Annotated in this window: 15 protein-coding genes; 8 read left to right on the forward strand and 7 right to left on the reverse strand. The window is 64.6% G+C overall.

All coding sequences use genetic code 11. The annotated features are described in order from the left end of the window. Positions 1-104: 104 nt before the first annotated feature. The 4 genes from boxC to RX330_RS34540 form a co-directional block, all read right to left on the reverse strand. On the reverse strand, positions 105-1,793 hold the full coding sequence (boxC, locus tag RX330_RS34525) for a 2,3-epoxybenzoyl-CoA dihydrolase (protein WP_317241472.1): 1,689 nt from the start codon (positions 1,791-1,793) through the stop codon (positions 105-107). 117 nt (positions 1,794-1,910) lie between these two features. After that, positions 1,911-2,435: a DUF309 domain-containing protein gene (locus RX330_RS34530; RefSeq protein WP_317241473.1), complete on the reverse strand. Its 525-nt coding sequence runs from the start codon at positions 2,433-2,435 to the stop codon at positions 1,911-1,913. Between the two features lie 18 nt (positions 2,436-2,453). Further along, on the reverse strand, positions 2,454-3,272 hold the full coding sequence (locus RX330_RS34535; protein ID WP_212084072.1) for an alpha/beta fold hydrolase: 819 nt from the start codon (positions 3,270-3,272) through the stop codon (positions 2,454-2,456). Positions 3,273-3,407: 135 nt separating this feature from the next. Continuing rightward, positions 3,408-4,949, reverse strand: coding sequence for a benzoate-CoA ligase family protein (locus RX330_RS34540; RefSeq protein ID WP_317241474.1), 1,542 nt, complete (start codon positions 4,947-4,949; stop codon positions 3,408-3,410). 138 nt (positions 4,950-5,087) lie between these two features. On the opposite strand from RX330_RS34540, the gene RX330_RS34545 reads away from it, so the two are divergent. The 5 genes from RX330_RS34545 to RX330_RS34565 all read left to right on the forward strand — a co-directional run bounded on the left by RX330_RS34545 (position 5,088) and on the right by RX330_RS34565 (position 8,517). Further along, complete coding sequence (locus tag RX330_RS34545; RefSeq protein WP_212084063.1) at positions 5,088-5,996, forward strand: helix-turn-helix transcriptional regulator; 909 nt, start codon at positions 5,088-5,090, stop codon at positions 5,994-5,996. Between the two features lie 2 nt (positions 5,997-5,998). After that, the gene (locus tag RX330_RS34550) at positions 5,999-6,394 is read left to right on the forward strand and encodes a group II truncated hemoglobin (RefSeq protein WP_317241475.1); all 396 of its coding nucleotides are present in this window, start codon (positions 5,999-6,001) and stop codon (positions 6,392-6,394) included. Between the two features lie 64 nt (positions 6,395-6,458). Next, on the forward strand, positions 6,459-7,139 hold the full coding sequence (locus RX330_RS34555) for a transglutaminase-like domain-containing protein (RefSeq protein WP_212084059.1): 681 nt from the start codon (positions 6,459-6,461) through the stop codon (positions 7,137-7,139). Between the two features lie 6 nt (positions 7,140-7,145). After that, a complete protein-coding gene (locus RX330_RS34560; RefSeq protein ID WP_317241476.1) occupies positions 7,146-7,973 on the forward strand; it encodes a helix-turn-helix domain-containing protein in 828 nt (275 codons plus the stop codon). A 109-nt stretch (positions 7,974-8,082) separates the two neighbouring features. Then, positions 8,083-8,517, forward strand: coding sequence for a VOC family protein (locus RX330_RS34565; RefSeq protein WP_317241477.1), 435 nt, complete (start codon positions 8,083-8,085; stop codon positions 8,515-8,517). Positions 8,518-8,528: 11 nt separating this feature from the next. On the opposite strand, the gene RX330_RS34570 is transcribed toward RX330_RS34565, so the two are convergent. Next, the gene (locus RX330_RS34570) at positions 8,529-9,314 is read right to left on the reverse strand and encodes an IclR family transcriptional regulator C-terminal domain-containing protein (protein ID WP_317241478.1); all 786 of its coding nucleotides are present in this window, start codon (positions 9,312-9,314) and stop codon (positions 8,529-8,531) included. Between the two features lie 111 nt (positions 9,315-9,425). Here RX330_RS34570 and RX330_RS34575 point away from each other — a divergent pair, with 111 nt between their 5' ends. The 3 genes from RX330_RS34575 to RX330_RS34585 all read left to right on the forward strand — a co-directional run bounded on the left by RX330_RS34575 (position 9,426) and on the right by RX330_RS34585 (position 12,954). Continuing rightward, the gene (locus RX330_RS34575) at positions 9,426-10,784 is read left to right on the forward strand and encodes an aromatic ring-hydroxylating dioxygenase subunit alpha (protein ID WP_317241479.1); all 1,359 of its coding nucleotides are present in this window, start codon (positions 9,426-9,428) and stop codon (positions 10,782-10,784) included. Positions 10,785-10,937: 153 nt separating this feature from the next. Beyond that, complete coding sequence (locus tag RX330_RS34580) at positions 10,938-12,374, forward strand: glutamine synthetase family protein (RefSeq protein ID WP_317241480.1); 1,437 nt, start codon at positions 10,938-10,940, stop codon at positions 12,372-12,374. 298 nt (positions 12,375-12,672) lie between these two features. Beyond that, the gene (locus RX330_RS34585; protein WP_317241482.1) at positions 12,673-12,954 is read left to right on the forward strand and encodes a hypothetical protein; all 282 of its coding nucleotides are present in this window, start codon (positions 12,673-12,675) and stop codon (positions 12,952-12,954) included. Positions 12,955-12,958: 4 nt separating this feature from the next. On the opposite strand, the gene RX330_RS34590 is transcribed toward RX330_RS34585, so the two are convergent. Together RX330_RS34590 and RX330_RS34595 are read right to left on the reverse strand one after the other, a co-directional pair. Then, positions 12,959-15,268, reverse strand: a complete 2,310-nt coding sequence (locus RX330_RS34590) for a TonB-dependent siderophore receptor (RefSeq protein ID WP_317241484.1) — start codon at positions 15,266-15,268, stop codon at positions 12,959-12,961. 106 nt (positions 15,269-15,374) lie between these two features. After that, the gene (locus RX330_RS34595) at positions 15,375-16,259 is read right to left on the reverse strand and encodes an AraC family transcriptional regulator (RefSeq protein ID WP_317241486.1); all 885 of its coding nucleotides are present in this window, start codon (positions 16,257-16,259) and stop codon (positions 15,375-15,377) included. Positions 16,260-16,379: the final 120 nt, after the last annotated feature.

A 16,379-nucleotide genomic window follows, 5' to 3' on the forward strand; every position in this document is an offset into this window, starting at 1 on the left:
CGAAGCGGTGCGCTGCTGAGCCGGGACCTATTGTCTCGTCTCTCTGGGTCCCGGTTCTGCGCAGCGGCATTGCATGCCGCAGCGCGCCCGGGACACGAGCGTTGTTACACCCGCGTCATATCGAATTTCGGCTTCTGGCCGCTGCCGTAGCGGCGCAGCGCGCCTTCCTCGCCGACCGCGTTGGGACGCTGGAAGATCCAGTTCTGCCAGGCGGTGAGGCGCGCGAAGATCTTTGATTCCATCGTCTCGGGGCCGACGAAGCGCAGGCTCGCCTCCATGCCGGTGAGACTGTCGGGCGAGAAGCTGGCGCGCTCCTCGAGAAACACACGGACCTCGTCGTCCCAGTCGATGTCGTCGAGCGCGAAGGTGACGAGGCCGAGCTCTTCGGCCTGTTCGGCATCGAGCGAGGTCCCGAGCGTGGCTTCCGCCCGCTCGATGTCGGCCGGATCGGCCTGGAAGCGCGATTGCAGCCGCGTCAGGCCATGGCTCATCGGGTAGGGGCCGAAGTTCATGGCGGAGAGCTCGATCGACGGCGGCGGACGGTTGTCGCCCTGGCGCGTGCCGATCAGCATGTAGGAGCGGTCGGCGGCGAAGACGAGCTCGGCGAGCGTGCCGGCAAAGCAGGAGCCGGGCTCGACCAGCGTCACCAGCGTGCGCGAGGTGACGTCGATGCGCTTGAGCACGCGCTTCCAGTAGTGGCGGATCTCATTGACCAGCCAGTGCGCCTTGTTGGCTTCGAGGAAGGCATCGCAGGCCAGCACATGAGCGCGATCGCCATGACTCTTGAACACCAGCATGGCAATCTCGAGCTCGTTGATGCGCAAGTGCAGGATGGCGTCGTCGATCTCGCGCGCGACCTGGAGCGGCCAGAACGAAGCCCCCTGCGCCATCATGCCGTCGATGTCGGCGGGCGGCGCGGTCTCCGGCGCCTTGATCGAGATCGTGGCGATGCGGGCCGTGCGATCGATGTCGACGGTGACGAAGCCGTAGCGGATGCTGGTCTGGTCGATCAGGCGCTTGAGCGGCGTCAGCGCGATGCCCTTGCCGCTGCCCTTGCGCTGCGATTGATCCGCGAATTCCCTGGCGCGCTCGGCGATCCTGGCCTCGAGCTTCGAGTTCGGCGCGATCTCGTCGACAAGGCGCCATTGCACGGCGCGCTTGCCCTTCACGCCCTCCTCGATGGTGCAGAAGAAATCGGCGTGGTCGCGGCGCACCTTGCGCTTGTCGACGACGCGCGTGAGTCCACCGGTGCCCGGCAGCACCGCGAGCAGCGGCACCTCGGGCAGCGCGACGGCGGAGGAGCCGTCGTCGGCGAGAATGATATGGTCGGTCGCAAGCGCCAGCTCGTAGCCCCCGCCAGCGGCGGAGCCGTTTACGACGGTGATGAAGCGCTGGCCGGAATTCTCCGAGGAGTCTTCCATGCCGTTGCGGGTCTCGTTGGTGAATTTGCAGAAATTGACCTTGTGGGCGTGCGTTGAGCCCGCGAGCATGCGGATGTTGGCGCCGGCGCAGAACACGCGGTTCTTGGCCGAGCGCATCACCACGACCTTCACCTCGGGATGCTCGAAGCGCAGGCGCTGGACCGCGTCGGCAAGCTCGATGTCGACGCCGAGATCATAGGAATTGAGCTTGAGCAGATAACCTTCGAACAGGCCGCCGTTCTCGTCGACGTCCATGGTCAGCGTCGCGACGTCGCCCTCGACCGCCAGCTTCCAGTGCTTGTAGCGGGACGGTTCGGTCTGGAAATCGATGAATGTCGCGCCGCCTGCGAGGCGCCGATCTTCCCCGGCCATGGGTCATCCCTGAGCTTGATTATTGCATTTCGCCGTAGCGTTAGATGCACAATAGTGCATCTTTTCGAGCGCGTCCAGCCCTTAACCAGACTCACATGCATTTTGCTTCATGGCGCCTCAGGACCGCACGATCGCCCCGAGTGCGATCCAGTCTGCCTTGGAGAGCTGGGGACGGCCGAGCTTGGCTTGCAACAGCGCGACCAGGGCCGGGACAGGGAAGGTCTCCACGAAGCCGTCGCCGGCCGCAGCCGCCTTGCGGGAATTCAGAGCCCGCAACTCTCCGAACGCGTCCCCGAACAGCCGCGCGGCCGAGCGCGCGCGCTGCATCCGCAGCCGCAAATTGGCGTTGGTGATGTAGATGCAAGCGCGCAGCAGAACGCGCTCGCGGCCGCCTTGGGGCGCGGCGGCCCATACCGCCTCCAGCACTTCCTGTGCTTCCCAGAAATAGCCGCGGTCGTTGAGCGCAAGCCCGTAGCGCAGCGCCGGATGGCGCGCCGGCACGTAGCCGCGGAAGGCCGATGGCACCATCGCCTTGGCCAGACCAAGCGTCTCGAAATCGGCATCCACCGCACCGGTCTCGCCCGGGACATAGGCCCATTGCGGCCACGGCAACGGGCGGGTCGCATGTGAAGGCACATTCATCGATGTGCCTCCGCATGGTCATGCGGCGCGTCCCTGGAGTCCCTGATCGTCGCGCAGGGCCGCTTTTGCAAATTGCTCAATCGCGTCAAGCGTCGCCCCCGGCGCTTCACGATGCGGGGAATGTCCCGCGTCTGAAATGACTTTAATATCTACCGGACAGTAACACTCTTCCTGCGCGATTTCGACCTGGCGCAGTGTCCCATATTGATCATTCTCGCCTTGCAGGATCAGGACGGGAACGCGGATATAGGCAAGGTATTCCGAGATGTCCCAATCGCGGAATTCCGGATCGAGCCAGGCGCCGTTCCAGCCATAGAAGGCGTTGTCGACGTCCTTGTGCCAGCGCGCGAGCTTGGCCTTGAGGTCCGTGGTCTCGTAAGCAGTCTTGATCGCGGCGATGGACGCGACCGAGATGTCCTCGACGATGAAATGCGGCGCAATCAGCACGAGGCCGCTCAGGCGATGATCCTGGTGCGCGCCGGCATAGATCGTCGCGATCGAGGCGCCGTCGGAATGGCCGAGCAGCAGGCCGCACCTGAAGCCGATCGCATCGAGCAGCTTCGGCAGCACGTCCAGCGCCTCGCGCTGCATGTAATCCAGCGGTCGCGGCAACGTCACCTTGCTCGATTGGCCGTAGCCCGCACGCGAATAAGCGAAGATGCCGGCACCGGTGGCTTGCTGGAGCTTTTCCGGAAAGTCGCCCCACTGTCCGACCGAGCCGAGGCCTTCGTGGAGCATGACGATGGTGGGGGCGTCCGCAGAGGCCGGCGCCAGCCATTTGTATTCGAGGCTGGCGTTGCCGATGCTGAGGAAGCCGGTGGGGGTGAGGTTGGTCATGGTGTCACTCTTCTTCCGTCGTATCCAACGTGGGACGCAGTCACGCGCCACTCGCTCAGTGGTTCCCCTCCCCCTTGCGGGGGAGGGAGCGCAACGGAGTTTGCGGTGACCGCTCTCGGCACAGCATGTGCAATCTCAATTCGCGCCCTCACGCAATTTGAACCGCTGGATCTTCCCCGTCGCCGTTTTCGGCAGCGAGTCCACCACGTCGATCCAGCGCGGATATTTCCATGGGCCGATCTTCTGCTTGACGTGCTCCTTGAGCATGTCCTGCAGATCCTTCGTCGTCGCGCCAGGACGCAGCACGACGAAGGCCTTCGGCTTCAGCAATCCTTCCGGATCGGCCTCGGGCACGACGGCGGCTTCCAGCACGGCGGGATGGGTGATCAGCGCGCTTTCGACTTCGAACGGCGAGACCCAGATGCCGGAGACCTTGAACATGTCATCGGCGCGGCCGCAGAAGGTGTAGCGGCCCTCGCCGTCGCGGACATATTTGTCGCCGGTGCGGGTCCACGGCCCCTCGAAGGTGCGGCGGCTTTTATGGCGCTGGTTCCAGTAGCCCTCGCCGGCCGAGGGCGCATCGACCAGCAGCTCGCCGACCTCGCCGTCGGCGACGTCCTGGCCGGCCTCGTTGACGAGCCGCACCGCATAGCCGGGCACCGGCTTGCCCGATGAGCCGTATTTGATGTCCCCCGGCGCGTTCGACAGGAAGATGTGCAACAACTCGGTGGAGCCGACGCCGTCGAGAATGTCGACGCCGAAGCGCGCCTTCCAGCTGTTGCCGACGGATTCCGGCAGTGCCTCGCCGGCCGAGGTGCAGATGCGCAAGGCCTTGCCGCCGCGCTCGGCCTTCATCGTTTCGTCGTTGAGCATCGCGGCGAACAGCGTCGGCACGCCATAGAAGATCGAGGGGTTGTAGCGGTTCATCAGGTCGAACATGCGCGCCGGCGTCGGCCGCTCGCTGTTGAGGATCACGCTGGCGCCGACCGACATCGGGAAGGTCAGCGCGTTGCCGAGACCATAGGCGAAGAACAGCTTTGCGGCGGACAGACACACATCGCTCTCGCGGATGCCCAGCACCTGCTTGGCGTAGGTGTCCGCAGTCGCCTGCAAATTGGAATGGATATGGCGCACGCCCTTGGGCATGCCTGTCGACCCCGACGAGTAGAGCCAGAACGCGGGCTCGTCCGGATGCGTCACGGCGGTGGTGAATTGGTCGCTCTCGCCGGAGATCTCCTCAGCGAGCTGCTTGTGGCCGTTCTGCTTGGCGCCGGAGACCACGACATGCTCGAGATCGGGCATGCGGCCGACCACGTCCTTGATGACGGGATAGAGCGCTTCGGAGACGAACAGCACGCGCGCGCGGCAATCGGCGAGGATGTAGGCGTATTGATCCGCGGTCAGCAGCGTGTTGAGCGGCACCGGCACGATGCCGGCGCGGATCGCGCCCAGGAACACGATCGGGAAATCGACCGTATCGAGCATGATCATCGCCACGCGCTCCTCGCGGCGAACGCCGAGCCGGCGCAGCATGTTCGCCGCGCGGCGGGTCTGGCGCTGAAGCTCGCCATAGGTGAGCTGCGAAACGGTGTCGTCGAAGGCCAGCTTGTTGCCACGGCCCTCCTCGACGTTACGGTCGAGCAGCCAGGTCACCGCGTTATAGGATCCCTCGCTCACGGACGTCCCCCTCGAATTTAGAATTATAATTCATAGAAAGACACTGCGGCGGCTTGCTGTCAATGCCAGCAGGCATTATGTTTCATTAAAACGCGCCGCAGGACCTCCTTCAAGAAGACATCCCCTCAAAGAAGGCTCATGACCGACAGTCCCGACGCCGAATCCCGATTCCTCGAACAGCTCGGCCAACGCGTGCGCACCATGCGCGCGTTGCGCGGCATGTCGCGCAAGGTGCTCGCCAAGGTATCAGGAATCTCGGAGCGCTACATCGCGCAGCTCGAGAGCGGCAAGGGCAATGTCTCGATCGTGCTGCTCCGCCGCGTCTCCGACGCCATGGGCGCTCATCTCGAAGACTTGCTTCCCTCCGCCGAACCGACACCGGACTGGCAGATGTTTCGCGATCTGTTGCGCAAGGCAACGCCGGCGCAGATCGCGCAAGCAAAAGATCTGCTCGCGGGCGGCAGTGCAACCGCGCCGCGGCGCGCGCCGTTCTGCGGCATCGCGCTGATCGGCCTGCGCGGCGCCGGCAAATCGACGCTTGGCCGAATGCTGGCGAAGAAGATCGGCTGGAGCTTCGTCGAGCTCAACAAGGAGGTCGAGCAGCAGAACGGGCTCTCCGTCGCCGAGATCATCGCGCTCTACGGCCAGGAAGGCTTTCGCCGCATGGAGCAGGCGGCGCTGCAGCAGCTGCTCGCGCGCAACGAGCTGATGGTGCTGGCGACCGGCGGCGGCATCGTCTCGGAGCCCCTGACCTTCGACCAGATCCTGACCTCGTTCTACACGATCTGGCTGAAGGCCGAGCCTGAAGAGCACATGGCCCGCGTCCGCCGCCAGGGCGATTTGCGGCCGATGGCCGACGACCGCTCCGCAATGGCCGAGCTGCGCAACATCCTGCTCAGCCGCGAGCCGCTCTATTCGCGCGCGACGGCGGTGGTGGATACCGCGGGGCTCAGCGTCGATGCGGCCGCCGCGCGGTTGATCGATGCAGTGCGGCCGGTGCTGCAGAACGAAGCCCGCAGCTTCGGCCTGCGGAGCGTGGCGCTGTAGCGATGACCTCCACCGACGTCACCACCTCCATGTTCGAGCGGATCGGCGGGAGCAGCACGATCGACGCCCTCGTGGATCGCTTCTACGACCGCATGGATACGCTGCCGGAGGCGAAGCTCATCCGCGCCATGCATGCAGACGACCTCGGCCTGATCCGAGACGTGCTGAAGCGCTATCTCACCGAGTGGACCGGCGGCCCGCGGCTGTATACGCCCGAGAAAGGTCATCCGCGGCTGCGCCAGCGGCACATCGGCTTCGCCATCGGCGATGCCGAGCGCGATGCGTGGATGCTCTGCATGCGCGGCGCGATGGAGGAGACGGTGACAGATGCCGCCGCGCGGCGGGAGCTCGACAAGGCGTTGTCAGGCCTCGCCGACTGGATGCGCAACCGGCAGTGAGATGGCCGCAGCGCCCCGCATCCGTCATTTGAGTTCCGCGGCGATCGCCTGCTAAGCTCTGGATATGACCGACATCCTTCCCGACACGATCCGCCGCCTCTACACCGATCCCGGCGAGTACATCGACAGCGATCATCCGGCCGTGCAGCAATTCGCCAACGCCTCCGTTGGTGCGGATGCGAGCCCACGCGAAAAGGCGAGCGTGCTCTACAAGGCGGTGCGCGACGGCATCCGCTATAATCCTTACGTCAGCATGCGCGTCGCGGAAACGTTTCGCGCCTCGAGCGTGCTCGCCGCAGGACAAGGCTATTGCGTCGGCAAGGCCGCGCTCTATGCCGCCGCCTGCCGCGTCCATGGCATCCCCGCCCGGGTCGGCTTTGCCGACGTGAAGAACCATCTCACCACCGAGAAGCTGCGCGCGAGCATGGGCACCGATATCTTCACCTGGCACGGCTTTACGGAGGTGCACGTGGATGGTGCCTGGCGCAAGGCGACTCCGACCTTCAACGACACGCTCTGCGCCAAGGTCGGCGTGGCCCCGCTCGATTTCGACGGCCACACCGACGCGCTGCTGCATCCGTTCGACGGCGAGGGCCGCGCCTATATGCAATATGTCAACGACCGCGGCACCTATCATGACGTGCCGGCGAAATTCCTGATGCGCGAGATGGCGCGGGATTACGTCAACATGCAGGGCGAGGACCTGTCGGGCCGCGACATGGAGCGCGAGGCTGCGGAGCGATAGAGCACGATGGGCGCGCCTCCCGATGCAGTCCGTCGACCGGCCTCGCCGCTCCTCGCGCAGCTGGTGTCCAGCATCTCGTTCTATCGCGAGCGTGGCCTCGGCCTCGTCGCCTTCCGGCACGCCGCGCCGCTGGCACTGCCTCTCCTGGTGAATTTGGGAACGCCGTTCCGCATTGCGCTCGGTCACCACCCCGACAGCGCCGACGCGCGGCCGAGTTTCGCGGCAGGCCTGTTTCCCGGCCCCGTCATGATCGAATCCGATGGGCGCGCCGAATGCGTTCAGGTCGATTTCACGCCGCTCGGGGCTTACCGCTTCTTCGGAGGAGCCGTCCCCGATCTGACCGCGCGCATGGTCGGCCTTGACGATATCCTTGGACAGGACGGTGAGAATCTCCGCGCCAGGGTGGCTGAAGCGGCGGGCTGGCAGCGACGCTTCGAGATCGTTGAAGACTTCGTGCTTCGGCGCGCCGTGCACGAGCCTTCGCCTGCGGTCGCGTTTGCCCTGGAGACGCTCTGGCGCGGCGCAGGTGCCGTCAGGATCGCCGACATCGCCGCCGATATCGGCTGGAGCCGCAAGCATCTCACGCGCCGCTTCCACAACGAGATCGGCGTTCCGCCAAAGACGCTGGCCCAGATGCTGCGCTTTCATCGCGCTTGCGTTCTGGCCCGGAGGGACGGCACAGGCGGCTGGGCGGCAATTGCCGCGGAGGCCGGCTATGCCGACCAGGCACATCTTGCCCGCGATTTCCGGGTATTGAGCGGCGAGACGCCGACCGGATGGGCCGCGCGGCTCGACGTCGTCGATCCACGTCTGATGCGAGACGGCGGGGGCTAGCGCCAGGGCGGCGCGCGACAGGGCCAGGTCCCATTTGTTCAAGCCGGCCACCATGATCGGAACTAGGATCGGCTTCGCAACGGGGCTTGCACCGAATCTGGAGAGTGTCATGAACCAGCCGAACGGCTACGAAGCGCCGCGCCTCTACCACACCATGCGCTGCAAGGACGCGGAGGCGATGATCGCCTGGCTGACGAACGTTCTCGGCTTCACTGAACGCGTGGTGTATCGCAAGGACGACATGGTCGTTCACGCCGAGCTGGCATTCGGATCGTCGATCCTCATGCTGGGCGCGCATCGCGACGACGCCTACGCCAAGCAGGTCGGCGACATCGGCGGACGGCGGACGGATGCCGTCTATCTCGCCGTCGATGATCCCGACGCGCTCTATACGAAGGTGAAGGCCGCCGGTGCGCAGATCGAGATGGAACCCTACACGACCGATTATGGCAGCCGGGATTTTGCCGCACGCGATCCGGAGGGCGGCCTCTGGAGCTTCGGCACCTATTGGCCCAAGGCCGACGAGCAGCCGCTGCCGGGTTAGCGGGAATGCGGCTACAGAAGTTGTGACCGCAACGACGCCGCCCCTTCTTGCAGCAGCGGCAGGAAACGATCGATCAATTCCTGTTCCGGCACGCGGTCGACGTGGGCGCCCATGTTGATCGCGGCGATGATGACGCCGTCATAGCGGCGGACGGGAACGGAGATCGAGCGGAAATGCGGCTCGGCTTCGCGGTCGACCAGCGAATAGCCCTGCACGCGGTCGGCCGTGATGCGCGCGAGCAGTGCCTTCGGGTCCGTCACCGTCTGCGGCGTGAGCTGCTCGCGCTTCATGGCCTTCAGGCGTGCGGCAAGCTCGGCATCGTCGAGCTGACCGAGCATGGCGCGGCCGACCGAAGTGCAGAAGGCCGGCAGGCGATAGCCGATTTCGAGGCCGCCTGAGAACATCCGCGCCGGACTGCTGCGTGCGACGAACACGACGTCGTCGCCGTCGAGCACGGCGAGCGAAGAGATTTCGTTGGCCGCCGTCGCGACGCGATCAAGCACCGGCTGAAGCACCGCGACGAGCTGATTGGAGCGCAGATAGGACGCTGCCAGCGTCAATACATGCGGCGTCAGCGAGAACAGCTTTCCATCACCGGAGACGTAGCCGCCGCGCTGCAGCGTGAACAGCATGCGCCGGGCCGTCGCGCGCGGCAGATCGGCGGCACGAGCGAGATCGCTCAGCGTCATCGGGCCTGCCGTGGTGCCGAAGCATTGCAGCAGGCGCAGGCCACGATCGAGGCTCTCGACGAAATCCGTCGCGCGCTCCTCGCTCTCGTTCCGCTTCAGCTTGGGCATAGGGAGGGACAATCCTGCAAAATAGTGCTTGCTGGCGGTTCAAGTCATGTCATAATTCGCCCATTCGTTCAATAGGCGAACAATCGCCACTCCATAAGGGATGCTACTGCCATGATGAGCCAGGAGCAGAACGACCTGATCACCCGCACCGGACCGAAGGACCCTTGCGGCAAGCTGATGCGGAGCTACTGGCAGCCGGCGGCGCTGGTGGATGAGCTGGAGGGCGCGCGGCCGATCCGTCCCGTCAAACTGCTCGGCGAGAATTTGGTGCTGTTCCGCGACGAGACCGGTCGCTACGGCCTGATCGACCGCCACTGCGCGCATCGCGGCGCCGACCTTGCCTTCGGACGGTTGGAGCATGGCGGATTGCGCTGCGCCTTTCATGGCTGGCTGTTCGACGCGACCGGCCAGTGCATCGAGACGCCGGCCGAGCCGAAGGATTCGAAGCTCTGCCAGAACATCCGCCAGCGCTCCTATCCCGTGGTCGAGAAGAGCGGCATCCTCTGGGCTTATCTTGGCGAGGGCGCCCCGCCTGCATTCCCGGAGATCGACTGTTTCGTCGCCCCTGATACTCACACCTTCGCGTTCAAGGGCCACATGGCCTGCAACTGGCTGCAGGCTCTCGAAGTCGGTATCGATCCCGCGCACGCCTCCTATCTGCACCGCTTCTTCGAGGACGAGGACACCTCCACCGCCTACGGCAAGCAGTTTCGCGGCGCCTCAGCCGGCTCCGATCTGCCGATGACGAAAATCCTGCGCGAATACGACCGCCCGATCATCAATGTCGAGCACACCGAATATGGCCTGCGGCTGATTGCGCTGCGCGAGATCGACGAAGAGCGCACCCATGTGCGCGTCACCAACCAGCTCTTCCCCCACGGCTTCGTCATTCCCATGAGCACGGAGATGACGATCACGCAGTGGCACGTGCCTCTCGACGACGAGAACTGCTATTGGTACGCGATTTTCACCAGCTATTCGAACCCGGTCGACAAGAAGAAGATGCGCGACCAGCGGCTCGAGCTCTATGAGCTGCCCGACTACAAGTCGCGCAAGAACCGGGCTAACGATTACGGCTTCGATCCGCACGAGCAGCAGACCGCGACCTATACCGGCATGGGCACCGACATCAACGTCCACGATCAATGGGCGGTGGAATCGATGGGTGCGATCCAGGACCGCACCAAGGAGCATCTCGGCTCGAGCGACAAGGCGATCGTGCAGTACCGCCGATTGTTGCGGCAGGAGATCGAGAGGGTCTCGGGCGGCGAGAAGCCAATGCTCCATCTCGACGAGAGCAACGCTCGTTCGATCCAGGGACCGGCGACCATGGACGGCATCGGCCCGACGCGGGGCTGGGAAACCTACTGGATGGAGGTCGACGTCAAGCGCCGCCGCGGCGCGCCCTGGACCGCGCCGGTGCCGAAGGAGATCGCCGACAACGTGCACAAGCTGACGGCGGCGGAATAAGAGTGACGGCCCATCCTCGTCATTGCGAGCGCAGCGAAGCAATCCAGTCTTTCACCGCGTATGCATTTCTGGATTGCTTCGCTGCGCTCGCAATGACGGAGAATGTGGCAGGCGTCTTGCACATCGAGCATCGGTGACTGAGGAGCAACAAAAGTGACTTTCGTCGTGCGTCATGCGCTGTGGTCGGATGAGCAGAAGGACGCGGCGGCGCGCATGCGACGCATCGTCGAGGAGAAAAACCTCGAGGTCCTCCGCCTCGCCTTCCCCGACCAGCACGGCATCTTGCGCGGCAAGACCATCATCGCCTCGGAGGCAATCGCCGCGCTGGAGAGCGGCTGCTCCATCACCACCACCATGCTCGCCAAGGACACCTCGCACCGCACGGTTTTTCCGGTGTTCACGTCAGGCGGCGGCTTCGGCATGAAGGAGATGGAGGGCGCGGCCGACGTGCTGATGGTCGCCGATCCCACCACGTTTCGCGTCTTGCCCTGGGCGCCGACCACGGGCTGGGTGCTGTGCGATCTCTATTTCAGTGACGGCCGTCCGGTGCCGTTCGCTACGCGCTCGCTCTATCGCAAGGTGCTCGACGAGCTCGCCGGCCGCGGCCACGACTTCATCGCCGGCCTCGAGGTCGAGTTCCACATCTTTAGGCTCGACGACCCGCATATGCGGCCTGAGGATGCCGGCCAGCCCGGCACGCCGCCGTCGGTGAGCCTGCTCAGCCACGGCTATCAATATCTGACCGAGCAGCGCTTCGATCAGATGGAGCCGGTGCTGGAGATCTTGCGCCGTGACATCGTCGCGCTCGGCCTGCCCTTGCGCTCGGTCGAGGTCGAGTTCGGACCGAGCCAGTGCGAATTCACCTTCGCACCAAGGAAGGGCCTGGAGCCCGCCGACAACATGGTGCTGTTCCGCTCCGCCGTGAAGCAGATCGCGCGCCGCCACGGCTATCACGCCACCTTCATGTGCCGGCCGAAGCTACCGAATGTGTTCGCGAGCGGCTGGCACCTGCATCAGTCCATCGTATCTCGTGCTACGGCTGAGAATCAGTTCATGGCGAAGGACGGCGGCGAGCCGCTCAGCGCGTTCGGCCGCGCATATCTCGCCGGCCTGCTCGACCACGCCCGCGCCTCCACCGTGTTCACGACGCCGACCATCAACGGCTACAAGCGCTACCGCTCCTATTCGCTGGCACCGGACCGCGCGATCTGGGGCCGCGATAATCGCGGCGTGATGATCCGCGTGCTCGGATCTGCCGGCGATGCCGCCACGCGCCTGGAAAATCGCATCGGCGAGCCCGCCGCCAATCCCTATCTCTACATGGCCTCGCAGATCCTCTCGGGCCTCGACGGCGTCGACCGCAAGCTCGATCCCGGCCCATCCGCCGACACGCCCTACGAGACCAAGGCGGCGCTGCTGCCGAAGAGCTTGCGCGATGCGGTCAGCGCGCTGAAGGACGACCCGTTCTTCCGCGAGAAGTTCGGACCTGAATTCGTCGACTACTACACCCACATCAAGAACGCCGAGATCGACCGCTTCCTGTCCGAGGTGACCGACTGGGAGCACCGCGAATATTTCGAGGTGTTTTGAGGGGTAAACCTCTCACGCGGGCGTGAGGTGACTTCGTCCGGCCTGTTCCGACGACATCACTCCGCTTGTCAACGAAGCCGTTTTCCCTGCGCCTCGAAAACCGCTTGAAAGATACGTGGTCTAATTTGGCCCCCATGATCAACAGTGGAGTTCGATCATGTTGGGTCAATTGTTCAGTCTGATCTATCGCCTGTCCTGCCGGGCCACCCTCATCGAAATCGGCACACATCGGCTGGCGCGCTAGCGGCCAAGCGAGCGGATTTAGGTCAGAGGGATTGACCGGATAATGGGGATGGCCATGTGCAAGCTCATCCTGATTGCCGTTATGTCGCTGCTCGCAAGCCAGGCCTGTGCCGGTGGCTCGCGCAGCCTGAGCCTTGCGGCGAGCCCGCCGAATCAGCAGGCGACCGAGCAACCGGCAGCTGCGCAGCCGGCGACCACGCAAACGGCAACGACGACGCCAGCTGCAACCGCGTCAGCCGCATCGAGCCCGGCCGCGACCAAGCCGAAGCGCCGTCAGCCGTCCACCGAAGCCCGCGTGATCCGCGAACTGCACCACCGCCACGGAATCTATTGGTGATCGCTCACCAGCGATAGCCGAGCGTGGCGATGACGGTCAGCGGTGCGCCTCGGTAGCAATAGCCGACTTGGCACGTCGTGTAGTGCAGATTGAACAGGTTCTTGGCGTTGACCTGGAACGAGAGCCCCTTCAGCTCCCTCGCCGCCTGACCGAAATCATATTTCAACGCCGCATCGACCAGGGTCACCGAGCTGTTCTTGAACGTGTTCAGATCGTCGCCGTAGCTCCAGGACATGTGACGCGCGCCGCCACCGATGCTCAACCCAGCAAACGGGCCTGCCAGCGGCAGGGCATAGTTCGCCCACAGCGTCGCGGTATGGGGCGGATTGCCCGACGGAAACTTGCCGACCAGCGAGCTGTCGCCGGCCTGCCTGGTGACCATGTCGAGATAGGTGTACGACGAGGTGATGTCGAAACCGCCGCCGAGGCTCGCGAGCCCCTGCAATTCGAAGCCGCGGCTCTGGATCTCGCCGCGCTGGACCGTCACGCCCGTTCCCGTCGTCACCAGGCCGCCGTCCTGGGTCAGGTCGAACACCGCAGCGGTGATGAAGCTCCTCGTCCCCGGCGGCTGATATTTGACGCCGATTTCGGTCTGCTTGCCGGTGGTCGGCTTGAAGAACGCGCCCGAGGGATCGACGCCGAGATTGGGAAAGAACGAGGTCGAATAGGCGACGTAGGGTGCGATTCCGGAATCGAACACGTAGGTCAGCCCGGCCCGGCCGCTATAGGCCTGTTCGGACTGCTGCTGCCGGGTCAACGCGAACAGATTCTCACCGGAGGTGCTGACCCAGTCGCTGCGGCCACTCAGAGTCAGGATCCAGCGATCGAGCCTGGCCTGGTCCTGGATGTAAACTCCGGACTGGGTTTGCCGCTGCCGCGTCGAGGACGAGATCGCGGGATCGGGAATCGATTCCGGCACGTAGGCCGGCGCGGCCAGATTGAGATCGGAGACGCCGAAGCCGAATCCCTGCTTGTCGGTGAACTTCGAGGAGGTGTAGTCGGTGCCGACCAGGAGCGTGTGCTGCACGGGCCCGGTTGCCAGCCTGGCCTCCATCTGGTTGTCCATGATGGCCGATTGCAGCGTGTCGTGGACGTAGCCGGTATAGCGCGAGACGACATTGCCGACGGGCGCGCCGAGAAAGCCGACATAGCGGGTGACCGCGTCGACATCGACGTAGCGGAATTTCTGGCGAACGGTCACCGCGTTGTTGAAGGCATGCTCGAACAAATAGCCGATGCGTCCCTGTTCCTGATCGAGCGAATTGTAGGACGGGCTGCCGGTGAAGATGTCGGTGGTCGTGCCGGTTCCCGTAGAGTAGGTGAACATGGATCCCGGCGTCTTCGATTTCTGATAGGCGCCGAGAATCGTGAGGGTCGTCGACTGATCCGGTTTCCAGGTGACGGCGGGCGCGACGTAGACGCGATTGTCCTTGCCGCCGGGCACGAACACATCGGCATCGCGCACGACGCCGGTCAGCCGGTAGGAAAACTGACCGTTGGGATCGACCGGCCCTGACAGATCGAAATTGCCCTGCACGCGATCGCGGTCGCCAAACAGCGTCTGCACCTCGTGGAACGGCTGGCTGGTCGGCAGCTTGCTCTGCAGGTCGATCAATCCGCCGGGCGAGCCGAGGCCGTAGAGCGCCGAACTCGGGCCGCGCACCACCGTGATGCTGTCGGCGCCATAAGGCTCGGTCTTGAACACGCCGAGACCGGCGCCGACCAGACGTAAGCCATCGAGATAGACGCCGTTATAGGTGATGTCGAAGCCGCGGATCGCAATGGCGTCGAAGCGCGGATCGTAGCCGGAGGCATCGATGCGGACGCCCGGTTGGTAGCCGACGGCCTCCGTCAGCGTCTGCACGGCGCGATCGTTGAGCTCCTTGCGCGTCACGACCGAAATCGACTGCGGCGTCTCCAGCAACGGCGTATTCGTCTTCGTGCCCGCCGAGCTTCCGCTTGCAACATAGCTGTTCTCGCCCGACGCATTGGCAGGGCCGCCACCTGCCTCGCGCGTATCGGGGTTTCTGGCTTGGCCTGCTGCGGCATTGCGCGGCGGCGTGGCGCGGCCACGCTGCGATTGCGCGGCGCGCTGGGCAGATTGAGGCCGCGGACGCGCCTGGTTCGGCGCCTCGACCGTGACGGGAGGCAATGTCGCCGCGCTCGATCCCGAATTGGTCCCGGAAACCTGTGCGAGCGACGGCGTCGCATGCAGCATCACGCCCAAACCGGCCGCCCCCAGGCCGGCCATGCCCCGGCCAGCCTTCAGCATTCGTTCCCAGCCGGGCATTTGCCCGTCGTTGCGCCTCATCATCTTCCCCGAGTTCCGTAGTTTGATACCCGGGAGTAATCAGATCGAGACGCTCACCGCCTTTGCGCACGCGCAAATCACCTTTGATCGCGCGTGGAGGCTTTCGAGTTTACTGACAGCTCTTCGGCGAATGGCCGAAACGCCTGCGGAAGGCCGTCGCGAAATTGGCGGGATGGGCATAGCCGACCCGATAGGCCGCTTCGGTCACGGACAAGCGCTGATGAATCAAAAGGGCACGTGCAGCATCGAGCCGCTGCGCCCGCAAATAGTCGATCGCGCTTGCGCCATACGCGATCTGGAATTTCTGGTTGAAGGACCTGCGGCTCAATCCTGCGCTCCGCGCCAGCTCGTCGATGCTCCAGGGATAGGCGAGATCGGCATCCATCCGCTCCTTGACCGATTGCAACCGCATCCGTTGGAGGTCGGCAGCCGGGTCGAGCGCGATCCGACCGCGCTCACTGAACAAGGCGTGGACGATGATCTCGGCGGCGTGCGCCGACAGCAACAATTGGCCGGCGTTTCCCGCGACCGGCGGCGAGAACATTTCTGCCGCGACGGCCTCGATGCGCGGCGATGCCGTCGAAGGGACGACGGCCGTGCCTGCCCCGTCGTTTTTGAACAGCGCCTCAAACTCGTCGCCGAGTCCAAGCTCAAAGATGGAGGCCCGGGGAACAGCAAGACCGATGGCAGAACGATCGCCAGGGCATACCGCGCGCCTGACGGTGCAGTCTTCGCGCACGGCAATTGCCGTCATTTGCCTTTCACCGCTGACTGCGCGCGCCAGAATGCCACGGCCGGCGCTGTCGTCGAATGCCACGGAGATGAACAGGCCCGAAGCTGCGATCGCACGGCCGCCCGCGTCGGCGCGAAACTCGCCCCTGACAAAGACGCAGCCCGGAAAATCCAGCCATTGGCCCGCTGTCGAAGCGTCGGGCTGTGCGGAACCCATGTCGTCCTGAGGCCGTCCGACAATTTGCTCGTAGAAGTCCCGCATCGAATTCCGCTTGCGCAGCGGCCTCTTTGACGGCTGACGTCGCCGCACTCAAGAGTGAAGCGCGCAGTTTGGAGGATTTCGAAACTGGATTTGCTCGAAGAGGCTGTGCGGCTTGCGCGC

It is taken from the genome of Bradyrhizobium sp. NDS-1, assembly GCF_032918005.1.
Classification (GTDB): Bacteria; Pseudomonadota; Alphaproteobacteria; order Rhizobiales; family Xanthobacteraceae; genus Bradyrhizobium; species Bradyrhizobium tunisiense.